Annotated in this window: 18 protein-coding genes; 13 read left to right on the top strand and 5 right to left on the bottom strand. The window is 58.8% G+C overall.

Annotated features, from left to right (window positions below; genetic code table 11):
* Positions 1-318: 318 nt before the first annotated feature.
* The 13 genes from FHP24_RS07840 to visR all read left to right on the top strand — a co-directional run bounded on the left by FHP24_RS07840 (position 319) and on the right by visR (position 12,276).
* Positions 319-1,938 carry a globin-coupled sensor protein gene (locus FHP24_RS07840; RefSeq protein ID WP_180355924.1) on the top strand — a complete coding sequence of 540 codons (1,620 nt, stop codon included), beginning with the start codon at positions 319-321 and terminating at the stop codon, positions 1,936-1,938.
* Positions 1,938-2,231, top strand: a complete 294-nt coding sequence (locus FHP24_RS07835; RefSeq protein WP_139675227.1) for an STAS domain-containing protein — start codon at positions 1,938-1,940, stop codon at positions 2,229-2,231. Before FHP24_RS07840 ends, FHP24_RS07835 begins: the two co-directional genes overlap by 1 nt.
* 2 nt (positions 2,232-2,233) lie before the next feature.
* On the top strand, positions 2,234-2,599 hold the full coding sequence (gene cheY1 / locus FHP24_RS07830; protein WP_038539665.1) for a chemotaxis response regulator CheY1: 366 nt from the start codon (positions 2,234-2,236) through the stop codon (positions 2,597-2,599).
* A gap of 16 nt (positions 2,600-2,615) precedes the next feature.
* On the top strand, positions 2,616-4,853 hold the full coding sequence (locus FHP24_RS07825) for a chemotaxis protein CheA (protein WP_139675224.1): 2,238 nt from the start codon (positions 2,616-2,618) through the stop codon (positions 4,851-4,853).
* A gap of 8 nt (positions 4,854-4,861) precedes the next feature.
* The gene (locus FHP24_RS07820; RefSeq protein WP_139675220.1) at positions 4,862-5,347 is read left to right on the top strand and encodes a chemotaxis protein CheW; all 486 of its coding nucleotides are present in this window, start codon (positions 4,862-4,864) and stop codon (positions 5,345-5,347) included.
* Positions 5,344-6,252, top strand: a complete 909-nt coding sequence (cheR, locus tag FHP24_RS07815) for a protein-glutamate O-methyltransferase CheR (protein ID WP_139675217.1) — start codon at positions 5,344-5,346, stop codon at positions 6,250-6,252. Before FHP24_RS07820 ends, cheR begins: the two co-directional genes overlap by 4 nt.
* On the top strand, positions 6,249-7,298 hold the full coding sequence (cheB, locus tag FHP24_RS07810; RefSeq protein ID WP_139675214.1) for a protein-glutamate O-methylesterase CheB: 1,050 nt from the start codon (positions 6,249-6,251) through the stop codon (positions 7,296-7,298). Before cheR ends, cheB begins: the two co-directional genes overlap by 4 nt.
* On the top strand, positions 7,299-7,688 hold the full coding sequence (locus FHP24_RS07805) for a response regulator (protein WP_139675211.1): 390 nt from the start codon (positions 7,299-7,301) through the stop codon (positions 7,686-7,688).
* Positions 7,685-8,242: a chemoreceptor glutamine deamidase CheD gene (gene cheD, locus FHP24_RS07800; protein ID WP_139675206.1), complete on the top strand. Its 558-nt coding sequence runs from the start codon at positions 7,685-7,687 to the stop codon at positions 8,240-8,242. The genes FHP24_RS07805 and cheD overlap by 4 nt, the downstream gene beginning before the upstream one ends.
* Before the next feature lie 31 nt (positions 8,243-8,273).
* Positions 8,274-8,663 carry a chemotaxis protein CheT gene (gene cheT, locus FHP24_RS07795; protein WP_139675203.1) on the top strand — a complete coding sequence of 130 codons (390 nt, stop codon included), beginning with the start codon at positions 8,274-8,276 and terminating at the stop codon, positions 8,661-8,663.
* 149 nt (positions 8,664-8,812) lie between these two features.
* Entirely contained in the window at positions 8,813-10,486 is a 1,674-nt protein-coding gene (gene fliF, locus FHP24_RS07790) for a flagellar basal-body MS-ring/collar protein FliF (protein ID WP_139675200.1), read from the top strand.
* A 293-nt stretch (positions 10,487-10,779) separates the two neighbouring features.
* Complete coding sequence (gene visN, locus FHP24_RS07785; RefSeq protein WP_139675198.1) at positions 10,780-11,517, top strand: transcriptional regulator VisN; 738 nt, start codon at positions 10,780-10,782, stop codon at positions 11,515-11,517.
* Positions 11,518-11,529: 12 nt separating this feature from the next.
* Entirely contained in the window at positions 11,530-12,276 is a 747-nt protein-coding gene (visR, locus tag FHP24_RS07780; RefSeq protein ID WP_139675195.1) for a transcriptional regulator VisR, read from the top strand.
* 13 nt (positions 12,277-12,289) lie between these two features.
* On the opposite strand, the gene flhB is transcribed toward visR, so the two are convergent.
* The 5 genes from flhB to motA form a co-directional block, all read right to left on the bottom strand.
* Positions 12,290-13,372, bottom strand: coding sequence for a flagellar biosynthesis protein FlhB (gene flhB / locus FHP24_RS07775; RefSeq protein ID WP_139675192.1), 1,083 nt, complete (start codon positions 13,370-13,372; stop codon positions 12,290-12,292).
* Between the two features lie 246 nt (positions 13,373-13,618).
* Entirely contained in the window at positions 13,619-14,662 is a 1,044-nt protein-coding gene (gene fliG / locus FHP24_RS07770) for a flagellar motor switch protein FliG (protein WP_139675189.1), read from the bottom strand.
* A 31-nt stretch (positions 14,663-14,693) separates the two neighbouring features.
* Positions 14,694-15,254 (bottom strand): flagellar motor switch protein FliN, encoded by a 561-nt coding sequence (gene fliN / locus FHP24_RS07765; protein WP_139675186.1) that lies wholly within the window; start codon positions 15,252-15,254, stop codon positions 14,694-14,696.
* A gap of 70 nt (positions 15,255-15,324) precedes the next feature.
* Positions 15,325-16,278, bottom strand: a complete 954-nt coding sequence (locus tag FHP24_RS07760) for a FliM/FliN family flagellar motor switch protein (RefSeq protein WP_139675182.1) — start codon at positions 16,276-16,278, stop codon at positions 15,325-15,327.
* A gap of 5 nt (positions 16,279-16,283) precedes the next feature.
* The gene (gene motA, locus FHP24_RS07755) at positions 16,284-17,156 is read right to left on the bottom strand and encodes a flagellar motor stator protein MotA (protein WP_139675179.1); all 873 of its coding nucleotides are present in this window, start codon (positions 17,154-17,156) and stop codon (positions 16,284-16,286) included.
* Positions 17,157-17,260: the final 104 nt, after the last annotated feature.

The following is a 17,260-nucleotide window of genomic DNA, read 5'->3' as shown; positions in this document are numbered from 1 at the left end:
TTCTCTACTGCGGTTCTGTAGCAAAACGGCTGACATCCATCGTCCATTAACCTTCGGGCAAGGAATTAACCATACTAATTGGACACCACGGCAAAATGGGACGACTGCGGTCTGCTCACCAAGGCATGAAGCCGCCAAAGCCGTACCGGTTTGAATCCGGTATCCGCTCATAAAAAGTCAGGAAAGCTGCGGTAACCGCGTTCGCAAGGCATGGGATTACGATCCTTGATGCCGGGCATTCATCGTTCATCTCCAGTCCCTGACCCGCATGGCTTCTTTCACGCCGAGCTCTCGGTTTGTGTGGTATTGGGGACGACTTTGGTGCAGGACACGCCAAGCGATCAGGTTCGACGCGGCCAGGCTGGCAGCCTTGGCGAGAGACTGGCATTCGCCGGGCTCGACGGCGATCTGCGCGATCTGCTCCGCCGCTGTCGCCCCCAGCTCGAGGGGCATCTGAAGAACGGTCTGCGTGATCTCTTCCATCGTCTGCAATCCTCTCCCGAAGCTTCCCGTCATTTCGAAAGCGAACAGCAGGTCGAGCGACTGAGCGATCTTCAGTCCTCCCACTGGTCGGTGTTGACCGATGCGCGTTTCGACGCGCTTTATGCCGATCGCGTCAAGGTTCTTTCCGATACCGAAAGCCGTATGGGGCTCGACCCGCGCTGGCACATTGCCGGCCATTCGGTGATGCTGGAACATCTCGTGCTTGGCGCCGTCGAGGATCTCGCACCGCGCTCCTTCCTTCCCGGTGCCCGCCGGCGGGGACAGGAACTCAGGGATCTGCTCTCCGCTATCATGCGTCTGGTCATGGTCGATGTGGAAATCGCGGTTTCTCTCCGTTTCAACGAACTCCGCCAGAAGCACCAGCGCGCGCTGGCCGACCAGCACACAGCCGATCAGGCAGAAGCGGTCGACACGTTTGCCGCTGTCATCTCTGCGCTCGCCGAGCGTGACCTGACCACGGCGCTGCCGGACGACGTGCCGGAAGCCTATCGCGAACTGGCGGAACTGCTGACGGGCGCGATCGGCGGCATGCGTGCCTCGGTCGGCGTCATCGATGCAGCCGGCATGCAGGCCGTGGGGCTCACCGATGCCATGGCACGCAACGCCTCAACCTTTGCTGCTGCCTCCGAAGAGCAGGCGCGCCGGGCACAATCGGTGCACAACGATCTTCATCAGCTTGCCGCGCTCGTCAAGGAAAGCGTTGCCGGGACGTCCGCTGCCGAAAACGCAGCTGCCGCAACCCGCCGTTCTGTCGAACAAAGCGGCGAGATCGTCGGTCGCGCGATCAACGCCATGACCGACATCGAGAATTCCGCCGAAAAGATCGGCGAGATCATCGGTGTCATCGACGAAATCGCTTTCCAGACCAATCTTCTCGCCCTCAACGCCGGCATCGAAGCCGCCCGTGCCGGTGACAGCGGCCGCGGCTTTGCGGTTGTTGCGCAGGAAGTGCGGGCACTCGCCCAGCGATCCGCCGATGCGGCCCGCGAGATCAAGACGCTGGTCACTGGCACCAAGAGCCAAGTCGGCGCAGGTGTCGACATGGTTCACCGCACCCAGGCGGCTATCGGCGGCATCGTCCAGCAGGTCGGCGAGATCAACGATGCGATAACGGGCGTCGCCCGTCGCACGGCTGAACAGGCTGACGGACTGAATCGCGTCACCTCGGAGATCGGTTCGCTCAGCCATGAGATCGGTGCGAATGCGAGCTTTGCCCGCAATACCGGCGAAAGCGCCGATGAATTGCATACCGTCATTCTCGAACTCGGCCGCACCGTCCGCGAATTCCGTATCGCACGGCAGCGCGATGTCGAGAACGGCTACGAGGACAGGCGCCCCTCGGCTCAGGCTGCAGGCGTCGCATTGACCGACCGATATTACGCATCGGCTGAGACCGAAGCGCAACCCTTTTACAAACGGCAAGGAACACGCTGATGGCAGCAAAGAAGCCCGCCTCGGGAAAACTGGCGCTCTCGCCGGTTCTCGACCTCAACGAAGCATCGGCGCTGCATGGCAAGCTGATGTCCATGCGTGGCAAGGACGTCGTGATCGATGCTTCGTCGGTAGAGCGTGTCGGCGTGCAGTGCGCCCAGGTTCTGGTTGCCGGCGCCGCGGCATGGCAGGCCGACAAGAAGTCATTCCTCGTCGAAAAGGCATCGGATGCCTTTCAAAAGACGATGCAGCTGATCGGAATCAGCGAAGCCCAGTTAATTGCTAAGGAGATCTAGCAATGAAGAAAAAAGTGCTCACCGTGGATGATTCACGGACGATCCGGAACATGCTTCTGGTGACCCTCAACAACGCAGGTTTTGAGACCATCCAGGCAGAAGACGGCATCGAAGGTCTCGAGGTTCTCGAAGGCTGCAACCCGGATGTCATCGTCACCGACATCAACATGCCGCGTCTCGATGGCTTCGGCTTCATCGAAGGCGTGCGCCGCAACGAGAAGTATCGCGCCGTTCCGATCCTGGTTCTCACCACGGAAAGCGACGCGGAAAAGAAGAACCGTGCGCGCCAGGCCGGTGCCACCGGCTGGATCGTCAAGCCCTTCGATCCGGCAAAACTGATTGATGCGATCGAGCGTGTAACCGCCTGAACCGGGAATTCCTCCGATGGATATGAACGAAATCAAAGAGATCTTCTTTCAGGAATGCGAAGAGCAGCTCGCTGAACTGGAGTCGGGTCTTCTCAAGCTGAACGATGGGGATCGCGACCCCGAGACGGTCAACGCCGTCTTCCGCGCCGTTCATTCCATCAAGGGAGGTGCCGGCGCTTTTGGTCTGGAAGAGCTCGTGGCCTTTGCCCACGTCTTCGAAACGACACTGGATTGCGTGCGCTCCAACAAGCTGGAGCCGAACCAGGACGTCCTGAAGGTCATGCTCAAGTCGGCCGACGTATTGGCTGACCTCGTCACCTGCTCGCGTGATGGCGGTAGTGTCGAAGAAAGCCGTACGCGCGGCCTTGTCAAGGAACTGGAGGCTTTGGCCAATGGCGAAGCGCCGCCGGCCGCCGAAGCACCAAAGGCTGCAAAGCCCGTGGCTGCGGCTCCTGCCGCGAAGCCGACCGACGAGAGCGGTTTCCAGCCTATTCCCTTCACCTTCGACGGTTTCGGCGAAGAAGAGGAAGTGGTGGATCAGTTCACCTACGACGTCACCTTCAAGCCGACGCGTGAACTTTATTCCAAGGGCAACGAGGCCGCTCTTCTGCTCAGGGATCTGTCCCGCCTTGGCGAGATGAACATTGCCTGCGACATGGACCAGCTGCCGACGCTGGAAAGCATGGACCCGGAAGCATCCTATTTCGGCTGGAAGATCTCCATCACCACGCCGAAGTCCGAGGATGAAGTCCGGGCCGTCTTCGAATTCGCCGAATGGGATTGCGAGCTGGAGGTCAAGCTGACCGAAGCATCCGCAGACGAAGAACTGCCGATGATCCCGGTACCGTTCGATCTTTCAGCACTGGACGATGAGCCGGCCGAAATTGCCGAGCCGCAGCCGGACGTTGCTGCCGCAGTGGCCGCCGCAGAGACGGTCAACAGCGTAGCCAAGGCGGTCAACGCCGCGGTTGAAAAGAAGGAAGCATCGGCCGCAGCGACTGCTGCCGCTGCAGCCCAGAACAATGCGGCTGCCGCTGCATCGTCGGTCGGCCAGACGATCCGAGTCGATCTCGATCGCGTCGACCGCCTGATCAACCTCGTGGGCGAGCTCGTCATCAATCAGGCGATGCTCTCGCAGAGCGTCATCGAAAACGACAATAACGGCACGTCCTCGATCAACATGGGCCTTGAGGAGCTGCAGCAGCTCACCCGCGAGATCCAGGACTCGGTCATGGCGATCCGCGCGCAGCCGGTGAAGCCTGTCTTCCAGCGCATGTCGCGTATCGTCCGCGAAGTGGCCGACATGGTCGGCAAGCAGATCCGTCTGGTCACCGAAGGTGAGAACACCGAAGTCGACAAGACGGTCATCGACAAGATCGCCGAACCGCTGACCCACATGATCCGCAATGCCGTCGACCACGGTATTGAGAGCCCCGAAAAGCGCGAGGCCGCCGGCAAGGATCCGGAAGGCACGATCAAGCTTTCGGCAAAGCATCGTTCTGGCCGCATTCTCATCGAACTGCAGGACGACGGCGCCGGAATCAACCGCGAGCGCGTCAAGCAGAAGGCGATCGATAACGATCTGATCAGCCCCGATGCCAACCTGTCCGACGAAGAGATCGACAATCTGATCTTCGCGCCGGGCTTCTCGACCGCTGACAAGATTTCCGACATTTCCGGCCGCGGCGTCGGCATGGACGTGGTCAAGCGCTCGATCCAGGCACTTGGCGGTCGTATTTCGATCTCCTCGCGCCCCGGCCTCGGCTCGACCTTCACCATGAGCCTGCCGCTGACGCTCGCCGTTCTCGACGGCATGGTCGTCACCGTTGCCGGCCAGACGCTGGTCGTACCGCTGACCGCGATCGTCGAAACGCTTCAGCCTGAAGCCGCCGCCATCCATTCCTTCGGTGCGAACCAGCGGCTGATCTCGATCCGCAACTCGTTCTGCCCGCTGGTCGATGTCGGTCGCATCCTAAACTTCCGCGCCAACCAGGCCAATCCGGTCGATGGCGTGGCGCTTCTGGTCGAATCCGAAGGCGGTGGCCAGCGCGCTCTGATGGTCGATGCCATCCAGGGCCAGCGTCAGGTCGTCATCAAGTCGCTAGAGGCCAACTATACCCACGTTCCGGGTATCGCCGCGGCAACCATTCTCGGTGATGGCCGTGTGGCGCTTATCCTTGATGTCGATGCAGTCGTTGGCGCCTCGCGTGGCCAGTCCATGAAGCCTGAAATGTCGCTCGCAGCAGCAGGATAACTGGGCCGATGAGCGTCTCTTACGCAGTAAAGTCTCTGTCGCAGGGAAGCCGGGAGCTGATCGCTTTCCGGATCGGCGATCAGGAATTTTGCGTGAACATCATGTCCGTCCGCGAAATTCGCGGATGGACTCTAGCAACCCCGATGCCGCATGCGCCATCCTATGTCATGGGCGTGGTCAACCTTCGCGGCGCGGTCTTGCCGATTATCGATATGTCCGCCCGACTGGGCATGAAGCCTGCCGAGCCGACGGCCCGCCACGTCATCATCGTAGCGCAGGTAAAGAGCAAGACGGTTGGCCTGCTGGTCGAGGCCGTTTCCGATATCCTTACGATTACCGACGATACTATCCAGCCGGTCCCGGAAATCTCTTCGGATCTGGAAAAGCAGTACGCGAGGGGAATCCTGGCAATCGACACGCGGATGATCTGCCTGATCGAGCTGGAAGCCCTCTTCCCCGAGAAAGCTCACGACAAGGAAAGTGAAGCTGCATGATGCCGTTAGGCGCGATTGAAAGCCGGCAGTCGCCGGATGAGGTACTGGCAAGCGGAGAATATCCGCTGACCCGGCGTGACCTTTCCGAGATCGCCGCGATGATCTATGCCGATGCCGGAATCTATCTCAACGATTCCAAGGCTTCCCTTGTCTATTCGCGTTTGTCCAAGCACATCCGCAATCTGGGCTTAAGAGGGTTTCGGGAATATTGCACGCTGGTCTCTTCTCCAGAGGGCGCTCCGGTCCGTCGCGAGATGCTGTCGCATCTGACGACCAACTTCACCCGCTTCTTCCGCGAGAACCATCATTTCGAGCACCTGCGCGACGAAGTCCTGCCGGGCCTGATCAACCGCGCCAAGAGTGGTGGCCGCGTACGCATCTGGTCGGCCGCCTGCTCCGACGGGCAGGAACCCTATTCTATCGCGCTCACCGTGCTGACGCTTTTCCCCAATGCCGCCGACTACGATTTCCGCATCCTGGCGACCGATATCGACCCGAAGATTCTGGAGACGGCGAGAGCCGGCGCCTATGACGAAAATGCTCTGGAGAGCATCTCGCCGGCGATGCGCAAGCAATGGTTCCGCGATGTCGATATCAACGGCCGCCGCAAATGCCAGATCGACGATCGCGTCAAGAAGCTGATCACCTTCAACGAACTTAACCTTATGGCCCAGTGGCCGTTCAAGGGCGGTTTCGACATCATCTTCTGCCGCAACGTGGTGATCTATTTCGACGAACCGACGCAGGTTAAGATCTGGTCGCGCTTCGCGTCCCTGCTTCCGGATGGCGGCCATCTTTATATCGGTCACTCCGAGCGGGTGTCGGGCGATGCCAAGCATCAGTTCGACAATATCGGGATCACCACCTACCGCTATATCGGCAAGCACGCTGGGAGGAAGGCATGAGCGCGCCTGCACGCGTCCTCGTTGTTGACGACAGCCCCACCATGCGGGGCTTGATAACCGCCGTTCTCAATTCAGATCCGGACGTCAGCGTCATCGGCCAGGCCGGCGATGCCATGGAAGCGCGCGCTGCGATCAAGCAGCTCAATCCCGATGTCGTCACGCTCGACATCGAGATGCCGAACATGAACGGGCTCGAATTCCTCGAAAAGATCATGCGCCTGAGACCGATGCCGGTCATCATGGTCTCGACGATGACGCATCATGGCGCCAATGCGACGCTTGCCGCACTTGAGATCGGCGCTTTTGATTGTGTCGGCAAGCCCGCTCCGGGAGACCGACGCCCGTTCATGGATCTGGCGGAAAAGGTCAAAGCGGCGGCCCGCTCCGGGCGCAAGTGGACCACATCGTCTGCACCGACCCCGGTTGCACCGCCGATGTCCGTTCACGAATATCGCGTGGGACGCAAGGTCGTCGCCATCGGATCTTCTACCGGAGGCGTAGAAGCGCTGATTGCGGTGCTGCAAAAGTTTCCGCAGAATTGCCCGCCGACAGTAATCACTCAACATATGCCTCCGACGTTTACCAAAAGTTTTGCTGAACGTCTTAATCGTATCTGCGCCCCTGTAGTGGAAGAGGCGACTGATGGCGCGCGGCTGGAGATCGGCAAGATCTATCTCGCGCCCGGTGGCGACCGACACATGCAGGTGGCAAACCCGTCAGCGCCATGCTGCCGGCTGGTCGAAAAGGAACCCGTCAACGGCCACAGGCCGTCGGTCGACGTGTTGTTCGACTCGGTCGCGGAATTGGCCGGCCGCAATGCGGTCGGCGTGATTTTGACTGGCATGGGGCGCGATGGGGCTTCCGGACTTCTGAAGATGCGCAGCGCCGGCGCGCGCACGATCGGACAGAACGAGAAGACCTGTGTGGTTTATGGCATGCCGAGGGTCGCCTATGAGTTGGGCGCGGTCGAGCAGCAACTGCCATTGGGCTCCATTGGAGAAGAAGTTTTGAAATTAACTGCCGCCCGAAAAGAAGGTACCGAATAAATGTCTCTCGCTGAAAAAATCAAAGTTCTGATCGTTGACGATCAGGTCACCAGCCGCCTGCTGCTCAGCGATGCCCTGACGCAGCTCGGCTTCAAGCAGATCACGTCCGCAGGTGATGGCGTGCAGGGCATGAAGATCATGTCCGAGCAGCCGCATCACCTAGTCATCTCCGACTTCAACATGCCCAACATGGACGGCATCGGCTTCCTGCAGGCCGTCCGCTCCAACCCGAGCACCAAGAAGGCAGCCTTCATCATTCTGACAGCGCAGGGCGACCGCGCGCTGGTGCAGAAGGCAGCACAGCTCGGCGCCAACAACGTACTGGCCAAGCCGTTCACCATAGAAAAGATGAAGGCCGCTATCGAAGCGGTATTCGGAGCCCTAAAATGAATGATGCCATCGCGGTCAGGCGCGTCCATATCATCCAGGGGGAGTACAAGGTCATCGACGACCCTGACGTCGTCCTGTCGACGATATTGGGATCGTGCGTGGCCGCGTGTCTTCGTGATCCTGTGGCCGGCGTCGGCGGCATGAACCACTTCCTCTTGCCTGGCTCGGGCGGGGCCATGGCATCGGGAGGGGACGCGACGCGCTACGGCGTTCATCTGATGGAGCTGCTGATCAACGGCCTCCTGAAGAAGGGTGCGCGGCGCGACAGGCTGGAGGCCAAGGTCTTCGGCGGCGCCAAGACGATCGCAAGCTTCTCGAATGTCGGGGAGCAGAATGCGGCTTTCGCGATGCAGTTTCTCAGAGACGAAGGCATTCAGGTCGTTGGCTCCTCCACCGGAGGCGAACACGGCCGCAAGCTTGAATACTGGCCCGTGCACGGGCGTGCCAGACAATACCCGCTGACAGGCGCGGAAACGCAACGAACAGTCGCGCTGGAACAGCGCCCTGTCCGTACGCCGCCCAAGCCGGTCGACAACGCTATCGAATTTTTCTGATCGTCACCTCAATTCATATCTTGGAATGGCTATGAACGACATTGTTACGCCGCTAACCGCTGCCCCGGAGGAGGCTTTGCCGGATGTTCTGATGCGGCTCGTTTCCGAACTGCATGATGTTGCCTATCTCATCGAGCGGGTGGAGCCGCAGATCCTGGAGATAGGCGGGGAAGGCGTCCTGCAGTCGCCTGACACGATGAAGATTCTGCAAGGCATTGATCTTGCCGTGCAAAAGACCCGTGGTCTGGCCGAATTCATCGACACCATCACCGGCTCCATTCCCAATGAGTGGAAGGTGGATGTTTCCACCGCGCTCAGCCTCGTGAAACTTGCCGACATGCAGAGGTCGTTGGCCAATGGCATGCGACACGGGCATTCACAGCCCCTCAACAAGGCAGCAGGCGACTTCGACTTCTTCTAGGCCGGATGCAAAAGAGCAGTCCGCGCGCTTCCGCGCCTGCATTCCTCCATTGCCACATTCCATATCGCCGAAATGCTCGCACAAGCTTCGCCTCATAGGGTGCGCTCGGGCAGTAGCTCTATAACCGTGTTCGGCGATGTGGGAACAGAATGAATCTGTTGGCTCAATTTTCACAAATTTCTAGAAATCTGGCATCTCTCGGTCAGACAAAACTTATTGCTTTAGCTGCTGCAGGTGTGATTTCGATCGCTATTGTCATCGCCGCAGCGATGTTTGTTAATAAGCCTGCCTTCGAGACGCTCTACGTGAACCTTGAGTCTAGCGATCTCAATCAGGTCAGCATGGCACTTGCCGAAGCGAACCTGCCTTTTGATGTCGGTTCTGACGGAAAAAGCATTCAGGTTCCGGTCGGCAGCACCAGCAAGGCGCGTTTGCTGCTTGCGGAAAAGGGACTGCCGAACAGCTCCAACGCCGGTTACGAACTTTTCGACAATGTCGGCTCGCTCGGCCTCACCTCCTTCATGCAGGAAGTGACACGGGTTCGCGCGCTCGAGGGCGAAATATCCCGGTCGATCCAGTCGATCAGCGGCGTCTCCGCAGCCCGCGTCCACATCGTCATGCCCGATGTCGGAAACTTCCGGCGCGCGCAACAGAAGCCGACGGCCTCCGTGATGATCCGCGCGGGATCGTCGACCGGCCGCAAGGCCGCGTCTTCAATCCGTCACCTCGTCGCTTCGGCCGTTCCGGGTCTTGATGTCGAAGACGTGACGATTCTCGATTCAACCGGCCAGCTGCTTGCTTCAGGCGACGATGGTGGCAACAACCAGCTCAGCCGTTCGCTGAACATTGTCCAGTCGGTCCAGTCTGAAATCGAGACCAATATCGACAAGGCTCTGGCACCGTTCCTCGGCATGGACAACTTCCGCTCCAGCGTCACGGCTGCCCTGAACACCGATAGCCAGCAGACTCAGGAGACGGTTTACGATCCGAACTCCCGCGTAGAACGTTCCGTCCGCGCGACGAAGGAAAACTCGCAGTCGCAGCAGGCGGCCGACGACAACGCGGCGACCGTCGAGCAGAACGTGCCTCAGGCAGCACCTGATCAGGGTGGCAACAACGGTCCGAAGTCCTCCGACAAGTCCGACAAGCGCGAAGAACAGACCAACTACGAGATCAACCAGAAGACCATCGCCACGACCCGCAACAGCTATCTGATCGAAAAGGTCTCGATTGCCGTTGTCGTCAACAAGGGCCGGATCGCCCAGATGGTTGGCGAACCCGCGGACCAGGCCAAGATCGACGCCTACCTCGCCGAGATGCAGAAGATCGTCAGCTCTGCTGCCGGCATAAGCGCGGATCGCGGTGACGTTGTAACCCTGACAGCGATGGACTTCCTCGAGACGCAGTTGCTTGACGAAGCGGCAAGTGGCCCGAGTGTCACGGAAGTCCTGACCCGCAACGTCGGCGGTATCATCAACTCGCTTGCCTTCCTCGCAGTCGCCTTCCTGGTCATCTGGCTCGGCCTGCGTCCTCTGATCCGCACGGTCGCTGGTACCAGTGCATCGGGCGAAACCATCGGCGAAGGCGCCGGACTAGAGCTGCCCGATTTCTCTCCGGCCGGCGGCAGCCCCGCCCTCATGGACGGTTTCGGCGCGGACTTCGGCTTCGATGGCAGCAACGACCTCATGGGCGACGACGAAGGCGAGGGTTTCAACCGCCGCGTCAAGGAAGGTCCCGAAAAGCGTCTTTCTCGCATGGTCGAGATTTCCGAAGAGCGCGCCGCGAAGATCCTTCGCAAGTGGGCTTTCGAAAAAGCCGCATAACGCGGAATCACAAAAATATGAGGCAGTGGGTCGGATGCAAATCCGGCCCATCTTTGCGTAAATTGGAACAAATTCGGCTGCGTCACTTTAACACACGATGTGACACTCGCGCAGCATCTGGGGAAATTCGGACGATGCACGATGGCTATTATGTGGGCTTCTCTTAAACTAGCGATGATTCGTCGGCGGTTTCAGAGCCCCTCAGCAGGGTTGCAGCAGGTGTCGGTAACGCAGAAACTCGGACAGGCTTCTTCAGGCGAGGTCTCAATCGACGCAGCAGGAGCAGATAACGAATGGAGTTATCGGGCAAGGATGTCTCGGTGCAAGGCCGCTCTCCCTCGGAGATAGATGATACTCGAATCATGTCTCGCGAACAGTTGGTCCGTCGCCTTTCCGCTCTGACCGGCTCGGAAAATCTGCAGGTGATCATGCGATTGCTGGCAGATCATGTCGGCGCCTCGAATTTTTTCCTGGCTCGCTACGACTTGATCCAGGAACAGGGGCTCGACTTCATCGTCACCTCGAACTGGCCCTTCGATCTCGTCCGCCGTCTCGGGTCGGAACTGGCCAGCGGTTATGCACGGTCCACGGAACTGGAAAAGTGCTTCTCGGTTCTGACGCCGAACTTCGCGCTTTTGCCCGAAGATGTCGTCCTGCCGGACAAATTGAGCCGGCAATATTGCGCATTGACCTTCTCCGTTGGTCGGACACGTTTTTCGCTGATGCTGTTGTTTGTGGAAGGCGTCATTCTTTCCCAGGAACAGTTGAGGGAAGTCGGGCTTCTAGCCGCCTACGGCGCGAGCTTCGTTGAGAGCGTGGAATCGCGCACCGAACGGGATTTCGAGCTGACCGAACGAGAACTCGAATGTCTTTTCTGGATCGCGGAAGGAAAAACCAGCGACGAAATCGCGGTGATCCTCGGCATCTCGCGCAATACGATCAACAACTACATTACCAGCGTGATGCGCAAGACGGCCACCAAGACCCGCTCCGAGGCGATCGCCTACGCGGTTCGCAACAATCTGGTATAGGGCGGCAACGGGATGGGGTATTCACGAGGCGGTGCAGCGGACGGACCGGGAAGCGTTCAATACATTCGCTTGCAACGTGGATCGAGCCGATCGGATATATTTCCGAAACTTGTCGCCATGCAGAAGAGCCTGAAGGCTCGTAATTTTTCTGTTTTCCGCATTACCGGCGCCGGTCTTCCCAACAAGCGAAAGCTGGTATGCGAGCTCGAGAATTGGGGCTCGGGCGGGGCCGAAGTCAGCGCCCAGCTTCTCGGCGAATTCGAAGAGACGTTGCTCGATCACGTGGAAATGTCGCTGCTTCCGCTGGTATGGAGTGGTGCCCGATCCGGCAGCATGGTCGATGCGGGCGAATTTTCCCCGCTTGTCCGGCGGTTGGAAACTGTCGCCTTACCCTTTTCCGGCGTCGTTTTTCCGGTGCGTCTGGGCGCGCTCGGCAACGGTTACGTGGCGTTCTTCTCAGACCAGCTGTCTCTGACGGCTGATGTGGTGATCGATCTGCATGTCGAAAGCTGCCAGATCATGATGGACCTGCTGGCGCTGGACGAGCGGCGCAGCGTACCGGCGGAATCATTGAGCGAGCGTGAAATTACCTGCCTGCAGCTGGCCGGCGATGGTCGCATCAGCGAAGAGATTGCCGAAAAGCTGGGTCTGTCCGTTCACACTGTGAACGCCTATCTCGGTTCTGCGACGATCAAGCTCGATTCCGTCAACAGGATCCAGGCAATCGCCAAGGCGATCAGGCTCGGTTACATCACCTGATCATTTCCAGTCGTTATCTTCGTGGACCGCGTTTTGCTCTCGATGCATAGACGCGATGGATGAGTTCGGCCACCGCCTTGTAGAAAGGCGGGGGGATGACCCCATCGACTGTCACCTGTGCGAACATCGAGCGCGCCAGCGGCGCGTCCTCGAAGATCGGAATATTGTGCTGTTGCGCAACCTCGCGGATCTTGAGAGCGACGAGATCCTGGCCTTTCGCAACGACCATCGGCGCTTCGCTTTCGCCCTGGGCGTAGCGCAGTGCCACCGCATAATGGGTAGGGTTTGTGATGACGAGCGTGGCACGAGGAACGTTGGTCATCATCCGTCGTCTTGCGCGGTCGCGGCCGATCGAGCGGATACGAGCTTTGATGATCGGGTCGCCCTGCGACTGCTTGAATTCGTCCTTCACTTCCTGCTTGGTCATTCGCATGTTCGAATACCAATGATGCCGCGTCCACATGTAGTCGACGACTGCGAGAATGCCAGTGGCGAAGAGGATCACGATCATGATCTTCTTCATGATGACCATCATCTCGACCAGCATGACCTGTGGATCGGAAAAGAGCGCATCGAGCGAGCGGAAATAGTCCGCTCTCAGAACAAGGACCATCACAATCGAAACGACGATGATCTTGAACATCGACTTGCCGAATTCGACCAGTCCTGCAACGCTGAAGAGACGCTTCCATCCTTTCACGGGGGAGATCCGGTCGAATTGCGGGGTGATCCGCTTCAAAACGAACTCGGGCATATGCTGGGCGAAATTGGACCCCAGTCCGAATATGATGAATAGAACGGCCACCGGCAGCAACATGGCGCTGGCATCCCACATCAGACGGACGAACAGCGAGACGAGATCGTTGGCTGTCTGAAGACGCCACTGGTCGGGCTGTTCAAGCAGATCGCGCAGTGTTTCCGCCATCCTGGCCGCGCCGTCCGGCAGAAAGAAAACCAGGTAGATGTAAAAGGCGAGGGAAGACGCGAAGATCGGGACTTCGCGTGAGGAGGGAATATTGCCCTCCGCCATCGCGTCCCGGATCTTTTTCTCGGTCGGGTCTTCTGTTTTACTGTCCTTGTCCTGATCGTCGGACACGAGCGCCTTCCTGACGGCCCTGGAGCAGTCCACGTGAGCTACAGGCTAGCTGTAGAAACCTAAAAACCGCGCATAGACCTGAAAACCGTCCCGGCTTTCGGGGCCGATGCACAAGCTGCCATCAGACATTATTCACGGGATTGGATAGGGGCAATCGCGAGGTCCGCCGGTATCGTGGTTATCAACAGCGTCCGCTACGGCGCCGCGCGCCGAATCTGGCGCGCGGAACTCTTTGCCGAGCCTGCTTTAGGCGGCAGCACCCTCAGCCTGAGCTTCGGGATCCTTGAGGATGATCTGGCCCGAACCGGCGAGACGCAGTGCTTCCTGTGCGATGGCGCGGCGCGCAATCGCGATTTCGCGCGGATTTGTGCCGGGCATCTCGACCTGCAGGTCCGATTCGATCATGCGGCGAGAACGCGGGCTGATCGAAGACAGGACGCTTTCACGCAGCTGTGAGGAAGAGGTTCTCAGCGCCATGGTCAGAACTTCGCCGGAGATGTCGTTCAATAGCAGCACGCGGCTGCGCTGCGGCATGAGGAGAATGTCTTCGAAGAGGAAGATCTTCGGACGAACCTTGGCAACGGCATCCTGGCTGATCTCCTCGAGCGAGTTGAGCAGCGTATCGACGTCGGGCTTGGTCAGTTCGTTCATCAGTTCCGCGACCTTCATCGGGCCGACGGAGTTCTTCTCGCGCTCGATCTCGGTGATCAGGTCCACGACCTTGTTCTCGATGATCTGGGCGGCCTTCGGGTTGACGTTCTTGAGGTTCACCGTACGGTTCATGATGTCGGCGCGCTGGCCGTCTGGCAGTTTCAGCAGCACCTTGGCACCAAAAACGGACGGCAGCATCGAAAGGATGTAGGCCACCGTCTGCGGATGTTCGCGTGTGAGGAACGTCGCGATGAAATCCGGATCGGCTTCCTGCAGCCGGTCCCAGATGGATTCTTCGTAAGACTGGAAGGCCATGCGGCGGCCAAGCAGGCTATCGACCTCTTCCGGGGTGAGACCTGCCTCGAGGATGCTTTCGATGACCTTGGCGTTGTCCATCAGACCTGCACCTTCGGTGAACAGATCCTCGAACTCGTTGACGAGTTGCGCAAGTTCATTCGGCGGGATTGTGCGCAAGGTCTGCGCTGCGGCGATGATCGCCTGCAGTTCCGCCTGGGTGAAAAATTTGAGCAGCTTTCCGGCGACATTCTTTCCCATGGCGAGCAGCACCGCGGCTGCCTTTTCCGCCTGGGAAAGAGGTTTGTCTGTCAATGCCCCGCCGAAGTCTTCAAAGTCCATCATGGTCTTTTCCTCTTTGCTTTGGCCTGCAGGATCAGGAGGTCCTGGAGCTCATGACTTCAATGAGCTTCACGCCAAAGCGGGTATCGTCGTCTTCGAGAACCGTGATCTCACCACGGGCAATGCGGCGCCCGTTGACGGTGATATCGACGGGTTCGCCGATCTTCTTGTCGAGCGCCACAACGGCGCCTTCCTGAAGGTTCATCAGATTCGAGACCGAAATGCGACTCGTACCGAGCACGACATGCACATCGATGGGGATATCCATGATCAGGTCGAGGTTGCTGTTCAGCCCCGAGCCAGCGCTTTGCTTCGTTTCGGATTGGGAGAAGCCGAAATCGCTGCTTGCTCCGAAATCGTCGCTTGCGCCAAAATCACTGCTGCCCGCGGCATCGCCGAATACGGGCAGTTCCGGGCTTGTTTCGCCACCGGCTGGAAAGTCGAAGCCGAAACTGTCGTCAGCCGCGGGCGCCGTGCCCTCGGCATCGTGTTTCATCACGCCACGGAGTTCGTTGACCGCATTGTCGAAATCGAAATCCGAGTCTGAGGGGGGCAGTCCGTTTTCGTCCGTCGAAGCTGTTTTCTTTGTCGCCATGAAAGTAGCATTCCCGTTCTAAATCAATCGACTACTGGTCTGTCGCCGCAAGGACCAGAGGTCCTTCGCTCTAGCCGAGCAAATGTTTCAAAATGTCGTTTTCGTTGCTCACGTTGTCCTTGACGCGAACAGTGTAGTTTTCGCCGCTCCTGCCGAACTCGCAATTGTACATTTCGCGGCCGTTGGCGCTGACATCGACAATGATCTCCTCCTTGTCGCGAAACGCGATCACATCGCCTGCGACCAGTTTGGAGATCGTCTCGAGCGTCAGAGACTCGAGCGGGATTTTTGCTTCCAGCGTCACCCGCGAACGGCGGACCTGATCGGACATATGTTCGGCCCAGGCGTCCTGCTCGCGGGAAAAGTCGCCTTTGGACTTTGGAAGGGTTATCACCGTCTTCAAGAGATACTTCTGCGGAATGACGAGGAAGAATTCGGATGCAACCTTGCCAAGCTTCAGCTCCACGCGGATGGACATGGCGAAAGGATCGGCCTCTTCCTCTTCCAGCGTCGATCTGGCATCGGCATTGTAGGGCTTCTCAAGCGCCGTCTCGAAGCCGCCGGGGGCATTCACACCCGAGCGCAGTACCTGGGCTATCTTGTCGAAAATCACCGTCGAGAGATCCAGCTCGATCTGTGACAGAGCCCGACGCGGCGGCTGGAAAATCGAATCCGGCGTCGCGCCGAGCATGTTTTCCATAAGCGTGATGACGAAGGCGTTGCCGCAGGCGATGACGAATTTCGGGCACCAATTGCGCAATGTCGCATCGGCCAGCACGACATTATCGCCCAGCTTTCCAACCAGTTCGCTCATCAGGCCGGATTTGTATCCGTCGAAGGTTACTTCGACAGAGAGCCCGAGTTCGCTCTGCAGAACGTCCGGCAGAAAACCTTGATAGAGAGCACCGAAGTCCTGGGCGAGGCGCTCCAGGGTCTTCTGGTCGCCGAGCGAGCCCGTCAGGCGGGCGAGGAGGGCCCGCTCCATTGCGGGCCGTGCTTGCGAAGCTTGGTTGGGGTTGCTCATTGTTGTCACGCCGCCTTCGTATCGCCGCCGGGCTTCATCATTTCCTGTTCGACCGAATCGATCGACGGACGGTCGGACGAGGAGATCGTCTTGCGGCCGTATTCAAGCGCCACCTGCGGTACCGAGCCGTTCATGTAGGCAAGCAGGGTCTGCTTGACGATGATGTAGAGCCGGTGCTGCTTGGTACGCACGACCTTGATCTGCGAGACGATCGGGTTGCAGAGGCAGTAGGAGAGGAAGATGCCGAGCATGGTGCCGACGAGTGCGGCGCCGATCAGGCCGCCAAGAACCTCGGGAGATTCGTTGATGTGGCTCATTGCCTTGATGACGCCGAGAACCGCAGCAATGATGCCGAGCGCGGGGAACGCGTCACCCATCGACTGGATGGAATGATACGGCTTCATACGGTCATGAAGGATCGTCTCGATCTCTTCGTCCATCAGCGCTTCGATCTCGTGGGAACGGGCGTTGCCGATGATGATGAGGCGCACGTAGTCGCAGATGAAGGAGGTAAGTTCGGTATCCTTCAGGACGGTCGGCGCCGACTGGAAGATCGGCGATTCCGCCGGATTGTCGATATGTGCTTCGATCTCGTTGCGTGACTTGGTTCTCAGGTCGCGCATCAGCGAATAAAGCACGCCGAGGACTTCCAGATAGGCTTTTTCCTTGGGGACCGCATTTCGGAAAATTTCGCCGATCGCCTTGCCGGAATCTTTCAACACCTTCATCGGGTTTGCCATGATGAAGCTGCCGACGCCGGCGCCGCCGATGACGACCAGTTCGAACGGTTGCATGAGGAGAGCGACGTAGCCGCCCATGGCCATGTAGCCGCCAATGATACAGCCGACCGTGATGACAAATCCGATAATAAGATTCATTGTAAGCTCGTATCCAACGCTTGTCCTGGACTATACCGATAAGGCAGCTGCCTTGCGTGAGACTGTTGTTGTCTCCCTTGGCAATGCGACCGAATGGCCATGAA

It is taken from the genome of Aliirhizobium smilacinae, assembly GCF_006335145.1.
Taxonomy (GTDB): Bacteria; Pseudomonadota; Alphaproteobacteria; order Rhizobiales; family Rhizobiaceae; genus Neorhizobium; species Neorhizobium smilacinae.
This window is presented reverse-complemented; position numbering and strand designations above follow the sequence as displayed.